The organism is Williamsia sp. DF01-3 (genome assembly GCF_023051145.1).
GTDB lineage: Bacteria > Actinomycetota > Actinomycetes > Mycobacteriales > Mycobacteriaceae > Williamsia.
The window spans coordinates 1009163-1023062 of the sequence record NZ_JALKFS010000005.1 but is presented as its reverse complement, the minus strand read 5'-3'; the positions used below and the strand labels follow the sequence as shown (position 1 = coordinate 1023062).

The window sequence follows — 13900 nt, the reverse complement described above, 5'->3', positions numbered from 1 at the left end:
CGTCTGTCGAACACCGATCAGACCTCGCCGACAATGGGTTCGCCTCAGTCGGTGGAGCTTTCGGGCTCGTCGCCGTACGAGTCCGCGAACGAAATCCGCGGCATGCTGGTTGCCGCGTACAGCGTCAGCCCCAGAAACACCAAGAAGGTCAGAGCGAAACCGGCTGCCACAGCGGCCAATCCGTAATGCACGACGTCCGTGATGACTCCACCTCCGTCGCGGACCCACAGTGCACCGAACGCCGCGAGCACGGCACCCAGCAGGGCCCACGCCGCGCCCCGCGCTCGTGGCCCGACCGTGGATGCGTAGAACAACCGCTCGTAGATCGCCACCTCGAACTCGTCGATCGCCGCCGCCCGAACGGGGTCCTGGCCTGCGGTCGTTCGCAGTTTCACCGCAAGATCGACGTCGCGGTCCAGCCGAGCCGCCTCGTTCTGCCTGTACCGGACATACAGGCCGATACCCAACACCACCGCGATGAGAAAAATCCCGACACCTACCGCACCCCACGACGCATCATTCACGCCGGTCACGTTACGGCAGCCGACCAGCGCTCACGTCCGTCTGGTCGAACCCATCGGGCATTCCGGCTGCGCTCGGCGCGCAGCGCCACGAAGCATGTGTGCGGACGTCAGTCGAACCGAGGATTCGGGCTGTTCACCTGGGTTGCTGATGCCTACGATATGTCAGTCATCGCTCAGCACGCTTGAACTCAGAGGACGCACAACATGGCCGAGTTATTCGGATTGACCAAACGCGTGGTCGAGGCACGGCTCAACAACACATCGATCAGAGCCGTCAGCGGGTCGATGGTCTCGTACCAGGGACAGGTTGAGTTCAAGGCAGCCGGATTCGGCGGCGGAGCGGGTGTGCTCGCCGGCCTCAAGCAGAAAGCCACCGGTGAATCGCTCAAGCTGATGGAGTGCACGGGCAATGGCCTGGTCCACCTCGCGATCGGCGCTCAGTACACAACGGTGTTGCAATTGAACAACGAGACGATCCAGGTGGAGTCTCGGCAGTTGCTGGCTATGGCCGGTAATCTTCAAACAAATGTCCAGTTCTCGGGACTCGGCGGGATGTCCAGCGGGCAAGGTCTTTTCACCACGACGGTGTCGGGCACGGGTCAGGTGGCCCTGCTGTCGGCCGGCGGTCCTTTGATTCATCTCGAGGTGAGCCCGAACATGCCTCTGGTGGTCGACCCGGATGCGTTTGTGTCTGCCAAAGGTCAACTGCAGCAATCGTTTGTCACCGACGTCAGCTGGCGGTCGATGATTGGCCAGGACGGCGGCGAGGCGTTCTCGCTGCGGTGGCAGGGTCAGGGTGTTGTGTCCATCCAGCCGGCGGAACGGTGAGTGCAATGGTCTTCGAAAAAGTGAACTCGAAAGTGGTCAAGGTCAACGTCGGTCACGCCGGTGGCGTGGTCGCCCGTAAGGGCGCGATGCTCTTCTACACCGGTCAGGTGCAGTTCTCGCCGCATCAGATCCCCGGCGCAGGAGGGGGTGGCATGCCGGGAATGGGCGGCATGGGTGCCGTCGCGGGCATGGCGGGTCGGATGATGCGCGGCGAGCACGAGGCCACGATGCTTGCGCAGGGAAATGGCGACGTGCACTACGGGTTTGCCGGTCTCGCCGTCCACGTCATCGACATGCCCCAGGGAGGAACGGTCACCGCTGACGCATCGCGCACGCTCGGCTACACGTCGGGTCTGCAGGCGTCGATTGTCTCGATGACCTCGCAGGGCGGCGGGGGCGGCGGCGGTCGAGGCGGCGGAATCATGGGTGCTCTACGCGGAGCTGCCACCGGCGCATTGACCGGTGACGGCATGTTCACCACCCAACTCCAGGGCATGGGCTCGGTCGTGTTGTTGGCTCACGGTGAGGTGTTGGAGATCCAGGTCGGCGGCCAGTATCCGGTGATCGTGGATCCACAGGCCTTTGTCGGCACGTTCGGCAACGTCCAAACGCAGCTCAAATCGACGATGGGCTGGCGCGACGCGGTCGGCCGCGGCGCCGGCGAGGCCATGCAGTTGCAGTGCCAGGGCCAAGGAACCGTTTTCGTCCAAGCATCCGAACAGAAGCTGTGAGGGAAAAGCCATGAGCGACATCTTGAATCCGTCGATGCTGCAAGGTGACGACAACATTCCGGGCAACACGTACGCGTACTACATGCAGCTGACCAAGCCCTGGATCATGTCCAAGGGCGCCATGATCGCCTACTACGGACAGATGCAGTTCCAGGCTCTGGTCCAGGGCATGCAGACAGCGATGATGCAGTCGCTGGCCGGCACCATTAGCGCGCCGTTGTACATGGGCGACTACGTGATCGCCCAGGGCCAGGGAACGCTGATCATCGGCGACCGCGGCTTCGACATCAATTCGTACGACCTCGAAGACGGCAACCTCACGGTTCGGGCGGCGAATCTACTGGCTTTCGAACCAGGGTTGCAGCTGAACCAGTCGATCGTGCCGGGGTACCTGACACTCATCGGCACCGGAAAGTTCCTGGCATCCTCGAACGGGCCGGTCATGTTCGCCGAACCGCCGCTGCGTGTCGACCCCGAGGCGCTGGTCGGCTGGGCCGACTGCCCCTCCCCCAGCCACCACTATGACCAGGGATGGATCACGGGCTTCATGGCAGCCGGCGCAGCGATGATGGGCGCCGCCAGTGGCGAGGAACAGCAGTTCGACTTCACCGGCGCCGGAACGGTTCTCATCCAGTCGAGCGAGAAGGTGATCAACGACCACAACCTCGTTCGCCAGCTGGAGAGCCAGATCCCCGGGTTGTCGACCATGGGACTGCAACGCCTGCAGCAACGCATCCAGACCCAGATGGCGGGCCAGCAGCAGTACTGACGGCAGGCAATCGCACCTCATACACGCCTGGGAGTCGCGAAACACCCGCGCGGAGCTCACACTATGGAGTTGTCAAAGGGCTTGCGCGGTCTCGACCACATCGAGGGCGCGGGTGCGCAACTGCTCGTCGACTTATGCTGCGAGGGTGAGGGTTCGGCGGTTGTAGGCCGGTCGTGGTTGTCGGGTGGGGTCGATGTCGGCGGGTGGGATCAGCCAGGGGTGCCCGTCGGTGCCCATGGTGATGTCCCAGTCGGTGTGGTGCACGGCCCGGTGGCAGGTGCGGCACAGCAGGCATCCGTTGCCCAGGGTGGTGGGTCCGCCGTCGGCCCAGTGCACGATGTGGTGACAGTCCGACCAGGTCGCCGACGCCCCGCACTTGATGCAGCAGGTATCGCGAAGCAATATCGCTTTACGCACAGGTCCGGTGAACAAACGCTTGGGCGGACTCAAATCAATCGGCACCTGCTGCCCGTCCAGGGTGATCGAGGTAATGCTGGCATCACACGCCAACGCCGCTGCGGTTGCTTCGGTGACCGGACCCATCCACCGCAGTGACGCAAGGTCGGGATGATCAGCCGGAACGGTCACGGCCACCTCCGTCCTCGGCGCCGATATCAGCGACTGCCCACCGCCACCGCAGTCGAGGAGCTGATGTAATGCATCGGCCCGTCGTTGCGTCGGTGTGCGGGTATCGGCGCTCCCGTCCGGTTCGGGACGCGGTCGGGACCACGCGTCCAGTGCGGACATAAATTTTTCTCCGGTCACCGCATCAACATCAAAGCGGCCTGCCAGTCGACCGTCTGGGGTAGCCGCATAGTCCAGCGTGTTCAACGAGGCGTCTTCGGCGGCCGGCACCCCACCCTGTTCTCCGGCGACCTCATTACCCACCGTCCGGGCGATCCGGCCGATCTCTGCGGGTGGTGCACCAGAGATCGCATGAGCCAGGAGTTTTCCCTCGACCTCACACCGGAAGTCGTCACTCACCTCACCGGGGATGCGGCTGCGAACATGGCCGACACCCCGGACTATTGCATCGATATGCTCGGCGGAGAGAAATCCGTCCCTAAAGTATCCGGCCGTACGATCCAACCCCGCCAGGCCGGTGCCGATGCGTAGCCACCGTGCCGCCGCGCCCGGCGCGGCACCGTTGGCCTGCAACACCTTCGACGTGGTCGACCCCAGACGTTTGGCCACACCCAGGCGGTCGATGACCGCTGCGCCGGCCGCCAACCGAGACTCCACCGCATTACGCACAGTGATCAGATCTTTCACCACAGCCACCACCCCGGCCGGATCATCCGGAAACTCCACCCCGATGACCTCATCAACCAGATCAACAACAGCCATCACCACACCCCCTCCAAGACAACAACACTGAGACAACAACATTGGGGCAGCCGATCACAATGGTGGCGTAGTCACGTATCTCAGAATCAGGTCATGCGGACGATCAGCTGCCACCAACCTATCGAATCGAACACACATTCGATAGTCATCTGTTCAGATGAACAGCGGCCGTCATCTTGGTGGCATGTCGGCTCGAATCGAGAACCGGGCGCCGCTCCCCCGGCTAGTCGTCGGTATCGAAGGAAGCCTGGTAAGAGTTGTCGGTTTCCTGCCAATCATCCGGTCCGCTCGACGCGTCCAGACTGCCGGCCGAATGAGCAATCGCGCCCACCATGCTCATTCCGAATGCACCTTGACAGTCCCACATGGTGGCCGCGCCCGCGGCAATGCCATCGGCAGACAGATGGTTGTCGGCTTCGATCCCCACGACGTTCCCGATCGGCATACGGGCCAGCAGGATGGTCGCATCGTGGTTGATGAATCCGACACCCCGGTCGCCCCAGCTCGTAAGAGTATTCGCCAGCTCGCCGAGCATGGCTGCGCGAACCAGCGGCGTGTTCTCCACGTCGTCAAACAATGAGGGCTGGTCGAACCAGAGCCGTTTCCGACTGGCATTCTGATGCTCCGGCATCGGCACACTCCACCCATCAGGGTGTTCGTCACTGCCCCACAGGATGCCAGGTTGCGGCAACGCTTCTGCGACCCGCTCGTCCAAGGACATCGACGGGCTATCCGGACGCCATCGGGCACCCACCGGTTCCCGGGTCGGCGTGACCGACACCATCGAAGCCCGCGCCACTGTTCGATCCCCTTGGTAAACGTGGACATCGGCGATTCGAATGCTGCGCCCTTCGCGTTTCACCGCGCCCCGGGTTTGAATCGGAGCGAACTCCGGTTGCCGGAAGATGTCCATGGTGAACCTCGCAGCTCGATAACTGCCTGAACCGCAGTCTTTCTCGAGCGCATGCGCGATCAGCCCGGCCAACGCCGAGCCGTTGATCGAGTTCGGTGCCCACTGACTCTGGGCGAATGGCAAGGGATGAAAACCCTCGTCGCCATGCTCGAAATACCCCACTGTCCATCCCCCTCAGGATTGACTCGACCCGTTCCCGGCCCCTAGGAACGACACTAGAACGTGTTCTAGTTTTGTCAAGGGAGCAACCTATGCGCGGCACACAAGGCCGGTCCGACGAGTGGCGCACCGAACTCACACCAGATAAACGAGCCAGAGCCCCAATGCGCACGCGCCAACCGAGAGAGCAAGCGGGATAACAGCATTGGAAAGGGCCATCCCGTGACGCCCCTGTTGAGCGAGGCGCACCGTCTCGACACTGGCCGTACTGAATGTTGTGTACCCGCCACAGAATCCGGTCCCGACAATGGTCTGCCAGGCACTTGGTTGGCCGTGGAACAACACCACTCCGGCCACCAGCCCGATCAGCAAAGAGCCCGACACGTTGATCAACACCGTCCCCCACGGAAACACTGAGGGGCGGCGGCGTTTGACCTCCGAGTCGACCAGAAAACGGGTCACCGCTCCGGCTGCGCCGGCCAACATCACCAGAACTATCATCGGCGAGGCGCCGATCGACTCACGCGTGCCTTTGTGGCAACAGCGATGCCCGCCCAGGCCATCACCACACCGAGGATCACAGAAGTCGCCATATAGGCCACGGCGACAACAACATCGCCATCTCTGCCGAGCAGAGAAGCCTCGAGAGCAAAGGCACTGTAGGTGGTGAAAGACCCGCAGAATCCGGTACCGAAGAACAGGCGAAACCGCTGTCGGCGCCCGGTGTCATCCCCCATCCTGGTGAGCGCTTCCAAGGCAACGCCCAGCGCAAAGGCGCCGGCGAGATTGATCAGGAAGGTGGCCCACGGCCACTGCGGGGGTGAAACGGGTAGGCCTGCTCGATCAGGTAGCGGGCACCGGTGCCCAGCAGGCCTCCCGCAAAGACCATCGCGAGCGAGGCCGGACGCAGGTGCAACGGTCGTGCAGCCATCACGTCGGGATCCCCGGGGAGTTCGGGGTGGGAATCGGGCCGCGTCACCAGGTGAATGTACTTCGATACGGTGCCGACCGCATACGGCATGCGAAAGCCCCCACGGCCGAGGGGCTGTGCCGTGGGGGCTCTCTTCTACAAGCGCGTCTGAGACGCGCTGGACTTGCTGACCGATCCGGTCAGGCGACCTGCGCCTGCCACATCCAGTGCAGCTGCTCGAGCCGCGCCGCAAAGCTGATCAGGAGGTCTTGGGTGACCGGATCAGCTTCTTCGGTGGCCTTGATTCGCGTGCGCAGACCGTCGACAACGGTCTTGATGTTCGCGACAATCGCATCGACGACGTCGGAGTCCTTGGTCCAGCCTTCGCCGAATCCCTTGGTACCCGCGGTCTTTGCAACGGTCTCGGACCGGCCGTCCGGGCTTACGCCGATGGCCGTCGCCCGCTCGGCGGCGGCGTCGGTGAACTCGCGAGCAGCGGTGACGAGCTCGTCGAGCTCGAGATGCACCGACCGGAACTGCTTGCCGACAACGTTCCAATGAGCTTGCTTGGCGATCAGCGACAGGTCGATCAGGTCAACCAAGGTCTCCTGCAGCGCCTTTCCGGCGATCGACTGCTGGTCGTCGTTCAGAGTGCTTGTGATGGGGTTGCTCATTGCACTTTCCTCTCTGTTGAAGTAATTGGTGCGGCCGGTATCCGGCACCACCATCTTGACCGATGCCGTCGTAATCCGTCACGGCCGGTCAGGCATGTGAGCGCTGAGGTCAGCCTTGCCTGGGCGCATGTCCGACTTCAGATTCCGCCTCGAACACCTTCCTCGACCTTCTTGCCGAGTTCGGGATCAACGTTCTTCCAGTAGTCGAAAACGCGTGACAGTACAGGCTCACGCACTCCGTCCGAGACGTGCCCGACGATGTTGCTCACCAAACGATCGCGCTCGTCGTCGTTCAAGACCTCCCGGTAAAGAATGCCCGCTTGGGTGAAGTCGCCGTCTTCCTCGTGCTCGATGTACCCGGCCCGCACCGCCTGGCCATCGAAGGCCCACAGGCCTTCGTCGCCGGCCGCTGCAGGATCGGCGTGTGGACCGTCGAACGAATTCGGTGCGTACACAGGAACCTGCGGTCCGCTGAAGTTGTACGCCATCGCACCCTCTTTCGAGTACGTGTTGACCACTGCGGCCTTGGCCGAGTTCACCGGCAACTGAGCGTAATTGGCGCCGATTCGGTAGCGGTGCGCGTCGGCGTAGCTGAAGACCCGGCCGAGCAGCATCTTGTCGGGCGAGAAGCCGATGCCCGGAACGACATTCGACGGCTCGAACGATGACAACTCGATCTCGGAGAAGAAGTTCTCCGGATTGCGGTTGAGTGTCCACTTGCCGACCTCGATCAGCGGATAGTCCTTCTGCGACCACACCTTTGTCAGATCGAAGGGGTTGAACCGATATCCCTCCGCTTCGGCCACTGGCATCACCTGGACCTTCAGGGTCCAACTGGGAAAGTTTCCCTTCTCGATGGACTCGTACAGATCCTTACGGTGGTGGTCGGGGTCAGTACCTGCAAGGGTGTCGGCCTCTGCCTGCGTGAGGAACTCGATGCCCTGATCGGTCTTGAAGTGGTACTTCACCCAGAAGCGCTCGCCCGCAGCATTGACCCACTGGTAGGTATGCGAGCCGAATCCGTCCATGTGGCGCCAGGTCTTCGGGATACCACGATCACCCATCAGCCACGTCACCTGGTGCGCCGACTCCGGCCTCAGTGTCCAGAAGTCCCACTGCATGTTGTGGTCACGCAGGCCCGAGCCGGGCAGTCGCTTCTGACTACGGATGAAGTCGGGGAACTTGATCGGATCCTTGATGAAGAAGACCGGGGTGTTGTTGCCGACGAGGTCGTAGTTCCCGTCCTCGGTATAGAACTTCACGGCAAATCCGCGTGGGTCGCGCCAGGTGTCTGGGCTGCCCTGTTCGCCTGCGACAGTGGAGAATCGGACAAGCGACTCGGTTGTCTTACCCGGCTGAAGGAACTTCGCCTTCGTGTAGCGGGAGACGTCGCCGGTGATTCGTAGCTCACCGAATGCTCCGCCACCTTTTGCGTGCACCACTCGCTCGGGAACACGCTCGCGGTTGAACTGAGCGAGTTTTTCGATCAGATAGTGGTCGTGTAGCAGGATGGGTCCCTGCGTGCCGGCGGTGAGCGACTCGTTGTCACTCGATACCGGTATGCCCTGGTTGGTGGTTGTACGTGGGGTCATCTGTTGCCTCCTGATACCCGCATCGGGTACTGCCGATGCGGCCTGAAACGCTGTATTGCAGTCTTTTCGTGACGTCGAACCCGTCGGCCGGCCGTCAGGTCACGGCCCGCGGAAGTCCGGTGATCGCAGAGCCATCAGTGGACTCGGCCCGGCAGCCGGGGCACAAGCCCCAGTAGGTCACCTCGGCCTCGTCGATCACGAACCCGTGCTTTTCGCTCGGTTCGAGACACGGAGCCTCCCCCACCGCGCAGTCGACATCATGGATCGCTCCACACCGGCGGCAGACGAGATGGTGGTGGTTGTCACCGATCCGGCTCTCGTACCGGACGGACGAGCCTGCTGGTTCGATGTGCCGCAGTAGACCGCGTTCGGAGCAGACGCGAAGTACGTCGTACACCGTCTGGGTCGACACGCCGCCGAGTTGTTCGCGAACGCGAGCGGCGACAAAGTCCGCAGTGGAGTGGGGATGCCGCTCCAGCACCTCGAGGACCGCCACCCGCGGCGCGGTCACCCTAAGGCCCACTGCACGCAACTGCTCTCGCGTGTCTGGGTTTGGTTGCCGCGAACTCATGTCTCCGACCGTACCCTCTTTTCTGGAATGAGTCCAGATCTAATCTGGAATCTATCCAATCTGTTGGCCTACGTGAAGAGTGGGCTATCAGATGGTCGAGACCCGCACGGATCAGTACGGCAGTACCGCCCGGTGCCGACGTGATTGAAGCGACGGAAATCGGGAATCCCCTGCACGTGACCACATCACCGAACGACCCCAGCGCGACAACTCCGGCACAGACGGACGCCGGACCAGACCCGGACACCGTCACGTCGCTGACGGACGTGGTCCGGCCGGACGGCCCCCGCCCGGTGGCCCACGCCCTCGCCTCCGTCGAGGAACTCTCCGCGGTCGATGCGCCGGCGGGTCAACTTGCCGACCTGGTGAACGGCGCGATCCCGCCCGCGGTCCTCGATGTACTGCGTGGTCGATGGCTCGGACATCCCCTCCATCCCGTACTGGTCACAGTGCCCATCGGCGCGTGGATGGCAGTGCCGGTTCTGGACCTCACCGGCCAGCGCATCGCTGCCCAGCGGCTGGTCGCGTTCGGCATCGCCGCGGCACTCCCGGCTTCGATCACAGGGCTTGCCGAGTACACAACGCTCGACACGGCCCAGCGCCGGGTCGCAGTTGTGCACATGGCCGCGAACACCGTCAGCCTCGGCTGCCTGGCGCGATCCTGGTGGCACCGCCACAACGGGTTCGCTTTGCGCGGCGGCGGTTGGTCGCTCGCGGGGCTGGCGATCAGTGGCGTCGCCGGCGCACTCGGTGGCCATCTGTCCTACTCACAAAGCGCCGGCGTGCTCCGCGAACGCTGACCTCAGGGGCGGTTCAGCCCGAGGGCACCCAGGCACATCTGGTCGAGCGTGTCGAGGAGGGCCTTTTCGTCGGCGTCCTCCCCCTGCACAAGCCACAGATAGAGCGTGTGGTCCACCATCGCGGCCAGCGAGCGGGCCGCCAGTTCCGGATCGAGCGTGGCTGACACCTCACCGTCGTCTTGCCACCGGGCGATCGCGCGAGCGCTGCGTTCGATGAGTTGGCGGCGATGCTCATGGCGCAGGAGTCGGAAGTCGATGTTGAAGGTCGCGACCTGTTCGACGATCGCCATCAGCTTCGCGTTTCGGCGGTAGGCCTGGTAATACGCACGATTGGAGTTGATGAGCCGCTGCGCCGGTGAGGCGTTGTCGTCCATGCCGTCTCGGCGGTGGATGCCCTCGAACAGTCGGGTGCTCAGTTCCCAGAACACGACGTCTTTCGACTCGAAGTACCGATAGAAGGTGCCGTAGGAGACGTTCGCGGCCTGGGCGATGTGCTCAACCCTGGTGTCCAGGAACCCGACCTCCTCGAACACCACGCGCGCGGCGTCGAGCAACGCATCCCGCGTCTTCCGGCCTCGAGGGGTCAAACTCTCGACCGTCGGCAGCGCAGTGTTGACAGGTTGCGTGATCACGATCACACTCTGTCCAAACATGACATGACAGTCAAGTCATGTTTGAGGGGAGCGGACATGGGCGCAGTGAACACCAAATACGAACTCGGCGGCATCAACCACTTGGCCTTGGTGTGCTCGGACATGAAGCGGACGATCGACTTCTACTCGGGCACCCTGGGCATGCCTCTGATCAAGACCATCGAGCTACCGGCCGATCTGGGTCAGCACTTCTTCTTCGATTGCGGCAACGGAAACACCATCGCGTTCTTCTGGCTGGCGGACTCGCCTGACGCCGCACCGGGAATCGCCGCGCCGAAGGGCCTCCCCGACGAGGGCGAGCTCGCCAGCGCGGTCGGCTCGATGAACCACGTGGCCTTTGCAGTGCCGCCAGAGAAGTTCGACGAATACTACGACCGGTTCACGTCCGAGGGCATCAAGGTGAGCCAGGTGCTGAACCACGATGACAGCGCTTTCGGGGTGTCTCGCCACGTGTATCCCGGCACATTCGTGCGGTCGTTCTACTTCCAGGACCCGGACGGGGTATTGCTCGAGTTCGCCTGCTGGACACGTGAATTCACCGATGCCGACGTAGCTCACGAGCCGAAGACCGCTGCCGACCGACGCGTGGCGACCTCTCCGTAGCCAGAGATCGCGAGACCATCGACGAGAGGAACTGTAGTGCCACGTCTTCGCCAAGTACCCCGCGCGGAGGTCACCGACGAGAAGATCCTGTACTTCTACGACAGGCTCTTCGGCCCCGACAAAGACCCGGCGGTCGACGGGGGAACCGTTCACGGCACTCCGGGCGACTGGTGGACTGTCTTCGCTCAGTCGCCCAACGTATTCGACCATGCGGTAAGGGGATTCGCGCTCTACCGCAACGCGACGCTCGACCCGATGCTGCGTGAGCTCGGCCAGTGCCGGGCCGGATATGCGCGGGGCAGCCAATTCGTCTTCTCCCAGCACTCCAAACAGATGCGTTCGCTGGGGATGCCCGAAGAGAAGATCGCCGCCATAGCGCACTGGCAGATCGCCGACTGCTACACCGAACTGGAACGGGCCGTGCTCGCGTATACCGATGGCCTGGTGTTCGACGGTGGTCGGGTGCCCGGCGCGGTCGTCGACATCCTCAAGGCCGATCTCAGCGATCCCGAGATCCTCGAACTGACCTACATCACATGCCTTTACGACATGCACGCCACCATCTGTCGCGCCTTGCGCCTCGAGTTCGACGACCGCGAGGAGCCGGTGGTCGAGGTCGAGGTGCCGGCCGGCATCGGTGCTCGTGATCTGTCTGCGGACTTGTCCGGGGAGTGACGCCTGGGTCACCAACCGCGGCGCCGACCTGAGCCCCTTGCACACAGGCCAGCCCCACGCCGAAACCGCCCACCCGCAGAGTCACCTTCCAAGGTGAATCGCGGGTGAGCGGTTTCTGTGATGGGTTGCCTCAGATCACCAGGCCCAGAAGCAGTACAACGATCAGGCCGGACACCGACAACACGGTCTCCATGATCGACCACGTCTTGATCGTCTGGCCGACGCTCATGCCGAAGTACTCCTTCACCAGCCAGAAGCCGGCGTCGTTGACGTGAGAGAAGAAGACCGAGCCGGCACCGATGGCCAGGACCACCAGCGACAGTTCGCCGCTGCTCAGCCCGTCGACCAGGCCCAGGATGAGCGAGGACGCAGTGATCGTGGCAATGGTGGCCGACCCCGTCGCCAGCCGGATCAGGGCGGCGAGCACCCAGGCGAGCAGCAGCACGGAGATGTTCGCTTCTTTGGCCCAATCGGCGAGCAACGTGCCGATCCCGCTGTCGACGAGAACCTGTTTGAAGCCGCCACCCGCAGCGACGATGAGCAATATGCCGGCGATCGCGGGCAGGGCAGCGCCGGTCGTCTTGGAGATGGTGTCGCGATCCATCCCCGACCCACGGCCGAGGGTGAACATCGCGACCACCACTGCGATCAGCAAGGCGATGATCGGGGTTCCGAGCACGTCGAGTACCTGCCGCACGATCTGATCGTCATTGCTGATGAAGATCTCGGCAATGGCCTTGCCCAGCATCAACACCACCGGCAGCAGGACACTGAACATCGTGATGGCGAACGACGGGCGCTTGGTCTTGACAAGCGTGTCTTCGGGATCGGCTTCGAAGGTGGTGGGAACCGGCAGCACCACCCAGCGGCCCGCGAGCTTTCCGAACAGAGGTCCGGCCACGATGATCGTCGGCACCGCAACCGCGACACCGAGCGCCAGCGTGGTCCCGAGGTCCGCACCGAGCACGTCGATGGCGACCAACGGTCCCGGATGGGGCGGCACGAAGCCGTGCATCGCCGAAAGGCCTGCGAGAGCAGGGATTCCGACAGTGATCAACGACAGGCCCGACCGGCGCGCCACCAGATAGATGACCGGCATCAACAGCACCAGGCCGATCTCGAAGAACATCGGCAGACCGATGATGGCACCGACGAGGGCCATCGCCCACGGCAACATCCGGGGCGAAGCATGTCCGACGATGGTGTCGACGATCTCATCGGCGCCACCGGAGTCCGCGAGGAGCTTTGCGAACATCGAACCGAGCGCGATCAGGATCCCGACTCCGGCCGCGGTGCTGCCGAACCCGTCGGTGAACGACTCCAGCACGTCCGGAACCGCCTCACCGGCAACGATTCCCACTGTGAGCCCGCCGCCCACGAGCGCCAGGAACGGGTGCACCTTGGCGATGGTGATCAACACGACGATGACAGCGATGCCGACGAGTGCAGCGAGGATCAACTGCCACCCGGCGGCGACCGGCTCCGGTAGTTCGGTGTCTGCCGCCAGCAGCACCGCCGATAGTGAGCTCATCAGTTCTCCTTGTGTTCTGTCCGGGTGATGTAGGACTCGACGATGTCGTCGATCGACTGATCGATGTCGATGACCATTCCTCGCTCATCGTCAGCGAGTGGTTCGAGAGTGTGGAACTGCGACGACAAGAGCGACGACGGCATGAAGTGCCCCGGCCGGCTTGCCTGACGTTTCGAGATCACCTCAGGCGTGCCGTCGAGGTGGACAAAACACACCTCGGGACAATGCCTCCGGAGCTGGTCGCGGTATTTGTGCTTGAGCGCCGAACAACTCATCACACCCCCATCGGCATGATCGGCCAGCCACTGGCCGATCACCTCCAGCCACGGGTGACGATCGTTGTCGTCGAGCGGCTGTCCACTGGACATCTTGGCGATGTTGGCCGGCGGGTGGAAATCGTCTGCATCAGCGAAAGGCACCCGGAGGCGCTGTGCCAGCGCGGCTCCGACGGTGGACTTGCCGGACCCCGACACTCCCATGACGACCAGCGGTGCTCGCATTGTTGACTCCTCGCTCTTGTGCTGCCGGTCACAGATATTGCCCCAATGATCATACTTTTGCAAGAGCCTGATCACTTAAAGCATTCTTTTGAAGAGGCTTGGCGACAATGAGAAGATAAA

Annotated in this window: 18 protein-coding genes; 6 read left to right on the top strand and 12 right to left on the bottom strand. The window is 63.0% G+C overall.

Annotated elements, in window-relative coordinates:
* Window positions 1–44: 44 nt before the first annotated feature.
* On the bottom strand, window positions 45–524 hold the full coding sequence (locus MVA47_RS06870) for a hypothetical protein (protein ID WP_247207219.1): 480 nt from the start codon (window positions 522–524) through the stop codon (window positions 45–47).
* Between the two features lie 204 nt (window positions 525–728).
* Between MVA47_RS06870 and MVA47_RS06865 the strand changes: the two genes are divergently transcribed.
* From MVA47_RS06865 to MVA47_RS06855, 3 genes are read left to right on the top strand one after another with little or no spacing between them, the layout of a single operon-like run.
* Window positions 729–1352 (top strand): AIM24 family protein, encoded by a 624-nt coding sequence (locus tag MVA47_RS06865; RefSeq protein WP_247207218.1) that lies wholly within the window; start codon window positions 729–731, stop codon window positions 1350–1352.
* A gap of 5 nt (window positions 1353–1357) precedes the next feature.
* Window positions 1358–2083 carry an AIM24 family protein gene (locus MVA47_RS06860; protein WP_023956488.1) on the top strand — a complete coding sequence of 242 codons (726 nt, stop codon included), beginning with the start codon at window positions 1358–1360 and terminating at the stop codon, window positions 2081–2083.
* A gap of 10 nt (window positions 2084–2093) precedes the next feature.
* Window positions 2094–2852: an AIM24 family protein gene (locus tag MVA47_RS06855; RefSeq protein ID WP_023956490.1), complete on the top strand. Its 759-nt coding sequence runs from the start codon at window positions 2094–2096 to the stop codon at window positions 2850–2852.
* Window positions 2853–2984: 132 nt separating this feature from the next.
* Here the strand turns inward: MVA47_RS06855 and MVA47_RS06850 are convergent, their stop codons facing one another.
* The 8 genes from MVA47_RS06850 to MVA47_RS06820 form a co-directional block, all read right to left on the bottom strand.
* Window positions 2985–4199, bottom strand: coding sequence for an HNH endonuclease signature motif containing protein (locus MVA47_RS06850; protein ID WP_247207217.1), 1215 nt, complete (start codon window positions 4197–4199; stop codon window positions 2985–2987).
* 223 nt (window positions 4200–4422) lie between these two features.
* Window positions 4423–5274: an acyl-CoA thioesterase domain-containing protein gene (locus MVA47_RS06845; RefSeq protein ID WP_308280504.1), complete on the bottom strand. Its 852-nt coding sequence runs from the start codon at window positions 5272–5274 to the stop codon at window positions 4423–4425.
* Between the two features lie 132 nt (window positions 5275–5406).
* Window positions 5407–5757, bottom strand: a complete 351-nt coding sequence (crcB, locus tag MVA47_RS06840; RefSeq protein WP_247207215.1) for a fluoride efflux transporter CrcB — start codon at window positions 5755–5757, stop codon at window positions 5407–5409.
* Between the two features lie 11 nt (window positions 5758–5768).
* Window positions 5769–6038 carry a CrcB family protein gene (locus MVA47_RS27195; RefSeq protein WP_374474353.1) on the bottom strand — a complete coding sequence of 90 codons (270 nt, stop codon included), beginning with the start codon at window positions 6036–6038 and terminating at the stop codon, window positions 5769–5771.
* 23 nt (window positions 6039–6061) lie between these two features.
* Complete coding sequence (locus MVA47_RS27190) at window positions 6062–6250, bottom strand: hypothetical protein (protein ID WP_374474472.1); 189 nt, start codon at window positions 6248–6250, stop codon at window positions 6062–6064.
* Window positions 6251–6381: 131 nt separating this feature from the next.
* Window positions 6382–6855: a Dps family protein gene (locus tag MVA47_RS06830; protein ID WP_030168942.1), complete on the bottom strand. Its 474-nt coding sequence runs from the start codon at window positions 6853–6855 to the stop codon at window positions 6382–6384.
* 137 nt (window positions 6856–6992) lie between these two features.
* Window positions 6993–8447, bottom strand: a complete 1455-nt coding sequence (locus MVA47_RS06825; RefSeq protein WP_247207214.1) for a catalase — start codon at window positions 8445–8447, stop codon at window positions 6993–6995.
* Window positions 8448–8541: 94 nt separating this feature from the next.
* Window positions 8542–9018, bottom strand: coding sequence for a Fur family transcriptional regulator (locus tag MVA47_RS06820; RefSeq protein WP_247207213.1), 477 nt, complete (start codon window positions 9016–9018; stop codon window positions 8542–8544).
* A 176-nt stretch (window positions 9019–9194) separates the two neighbouring features.
* On the opposite strand from MVA47_RS06820, the gene MVA47_RS06815 reads away from it, so the two are divergent.
* Window positions 9195–9818, top strand: coding sequence for a DUF2231 domain-containing protein (locus MVA47_RS06815; protein WP_247207212.1), 624 nt, complete (start codon window positions 9195–9197; stop codon window positions 9816–9818).
* A 2-nt stretch (window positions 9819–9820) separates the two neighbouring features.
* Here MVA47_RS06815 and MVA47_RS06810 read toward each other — a convergent pair whose 3' ends face one another.
* Complete coding sequence (locus tag MVA47_RS06810) at window positions 9821–10450, bottom strand: TetR/AcrR family transcriptional regulator (RefSeq protein WP_247207211.1); 630 nt, start codon at window positions 10448–10450, stop codon at window positions 9821–9823.
* 57 nt (window positions 10451–10507) lie between these two features.
* Here MVA47_RS06810 and MVA47_RS06805 point away from each other — a divergent pair, with 57 nt between their 5' ends.
* Window positions 10508–11074: a VOC family protein gene (locus MVA47_RS06805; protein ID WP_247207210.1), complete on the top strand. Its 567-nt coding sequence runs from the start codon at window positions 10508–10510 to the stop codon at window positions 11072–11074.
* 36 nt (window positions 11075–11110) lie between these two features.
* Window positions 11111–11749, top strand: a complete 639-nt coding sequence (locus MVA47_RS06800; protein ID WP_030168925.1) for a carboxymuconolactone decarboxylase family protein — start codon at window positions 11111–11113, stop codon at window positions 11747–11749.
* 130 nt (window positions 11750–11879) lie between these two features.
* Here MVA47_RS06800 and MVA47_RS06795 read toward each other — a convergent pair whose 3' ends face one another.
* On the bottom strand, window positions 11880–13280 hold the full coding sequence (locus MVA47_RS06795) for a gluconate:H+ symporter (RefSeq protein WP_247207209.1): 1401 nt from the start codon (window positions 13278–13280) through the stop codon (window positions 11880–11882).
* Entirely contained in the window at window positions 13280–13780 is a 501-nt protein-coding gene (locus MVA47_RS06790) for a gluconokinase (RefSeq protein ID WP_247207208.1), read from the bottom strand. Before MVA47_RS06790 ends, MVA47_RS06795 begins: the two co-directional genes overlap by 1 nt.
* Between the last annotated feature and the right edge of the window lie 120 nt (window positions 13781–13900).

What these genes read in the sequence shown, in the direction of transcription:
- MVA47_RS06865 (WP_247207218.1), top strand. Translation starts at nt 729, where the DNA reads ATGGCCGAGTTATTCGGATTGACCAAACGCGTGGTCGAGGCACGGCTC.
- MVA47_RS06860 (WP_023956488.1), top strand. Translation starts at nt 1,358, where the DNA reads ATGGTCTTCGAAAAAGTGAACTCGAAAGTGGTCAAGGTCAACGTCGGT.
- MVA47_RS06855 (WP_023956490.1), top strand. Translation starts at nt 2,094, where the DNA reads ATGAGCGACATCTTGAATCCGTCGATGCTGCAAGGTGACGACAACATT.
- MVA47_RS06850 (WP_247207217.1), bottom strand. Translation starts at nt 4,199, where the DNA reads ATGGCTGTTGTTGATCTGGTTGATGAGGTCATCGGGGTGGAGTTTCCG.
- crcB (WP_247207215.1), bottom strand. Translation starts at nt 5,757, where the DNA reads ATGTTGGCCGGCGCAGCCGGAGCGGTGACCCGTTTTCTGGTCGACTCG.
- MVA47_RS06830 (WP_030168942.1), bottom strand. Translation starts at nt 6,855, where the DNA reads ATGAGCAACCCCATCACAAGCACTCTGAACGACGACCAGCAGTCGATC.
- MVA47_RS06825 (WP_247207214.1), bottom strand. Translation starts at nt 8,447, where the DNA reads ATGACCCCACGTACAACCACCAACCAGGGCATACCGGTATCGAGTGAC.
- MVA47_RS06820 (WP_247207213.1), bottom strand. Translation starts at nt 9,018, where the DNA reads ATGAGTTCGCGGCAACCAAACCCAGACACGCGAGAGCAGTTGCGTGCA.
- MVA47_RS06805 (WP_247207210.1), top strand. Translation starts at nt 10,508, where the DNA reads ATGGGCGCAGTGAACACCAAATACGAACTCGGCGGCATCAACCACTTG.
- MVA47_RS06795 (WP_247207209.1), bottom strand. Translation starts at nt 13,280, where the DNA reads ATGAGCTCACTATCGGCGGTGCTGCTGGCGGCAGACACCGAACTACCG.
- MVA47_RS06790 (WP_247207208.1), bottom strand. Translation starts at nt 13,780, where the DNA reads ATGCGAGCACCGCTGGTCGTCATGGGAGTGTCGGGGTCCGGCAAGTCC.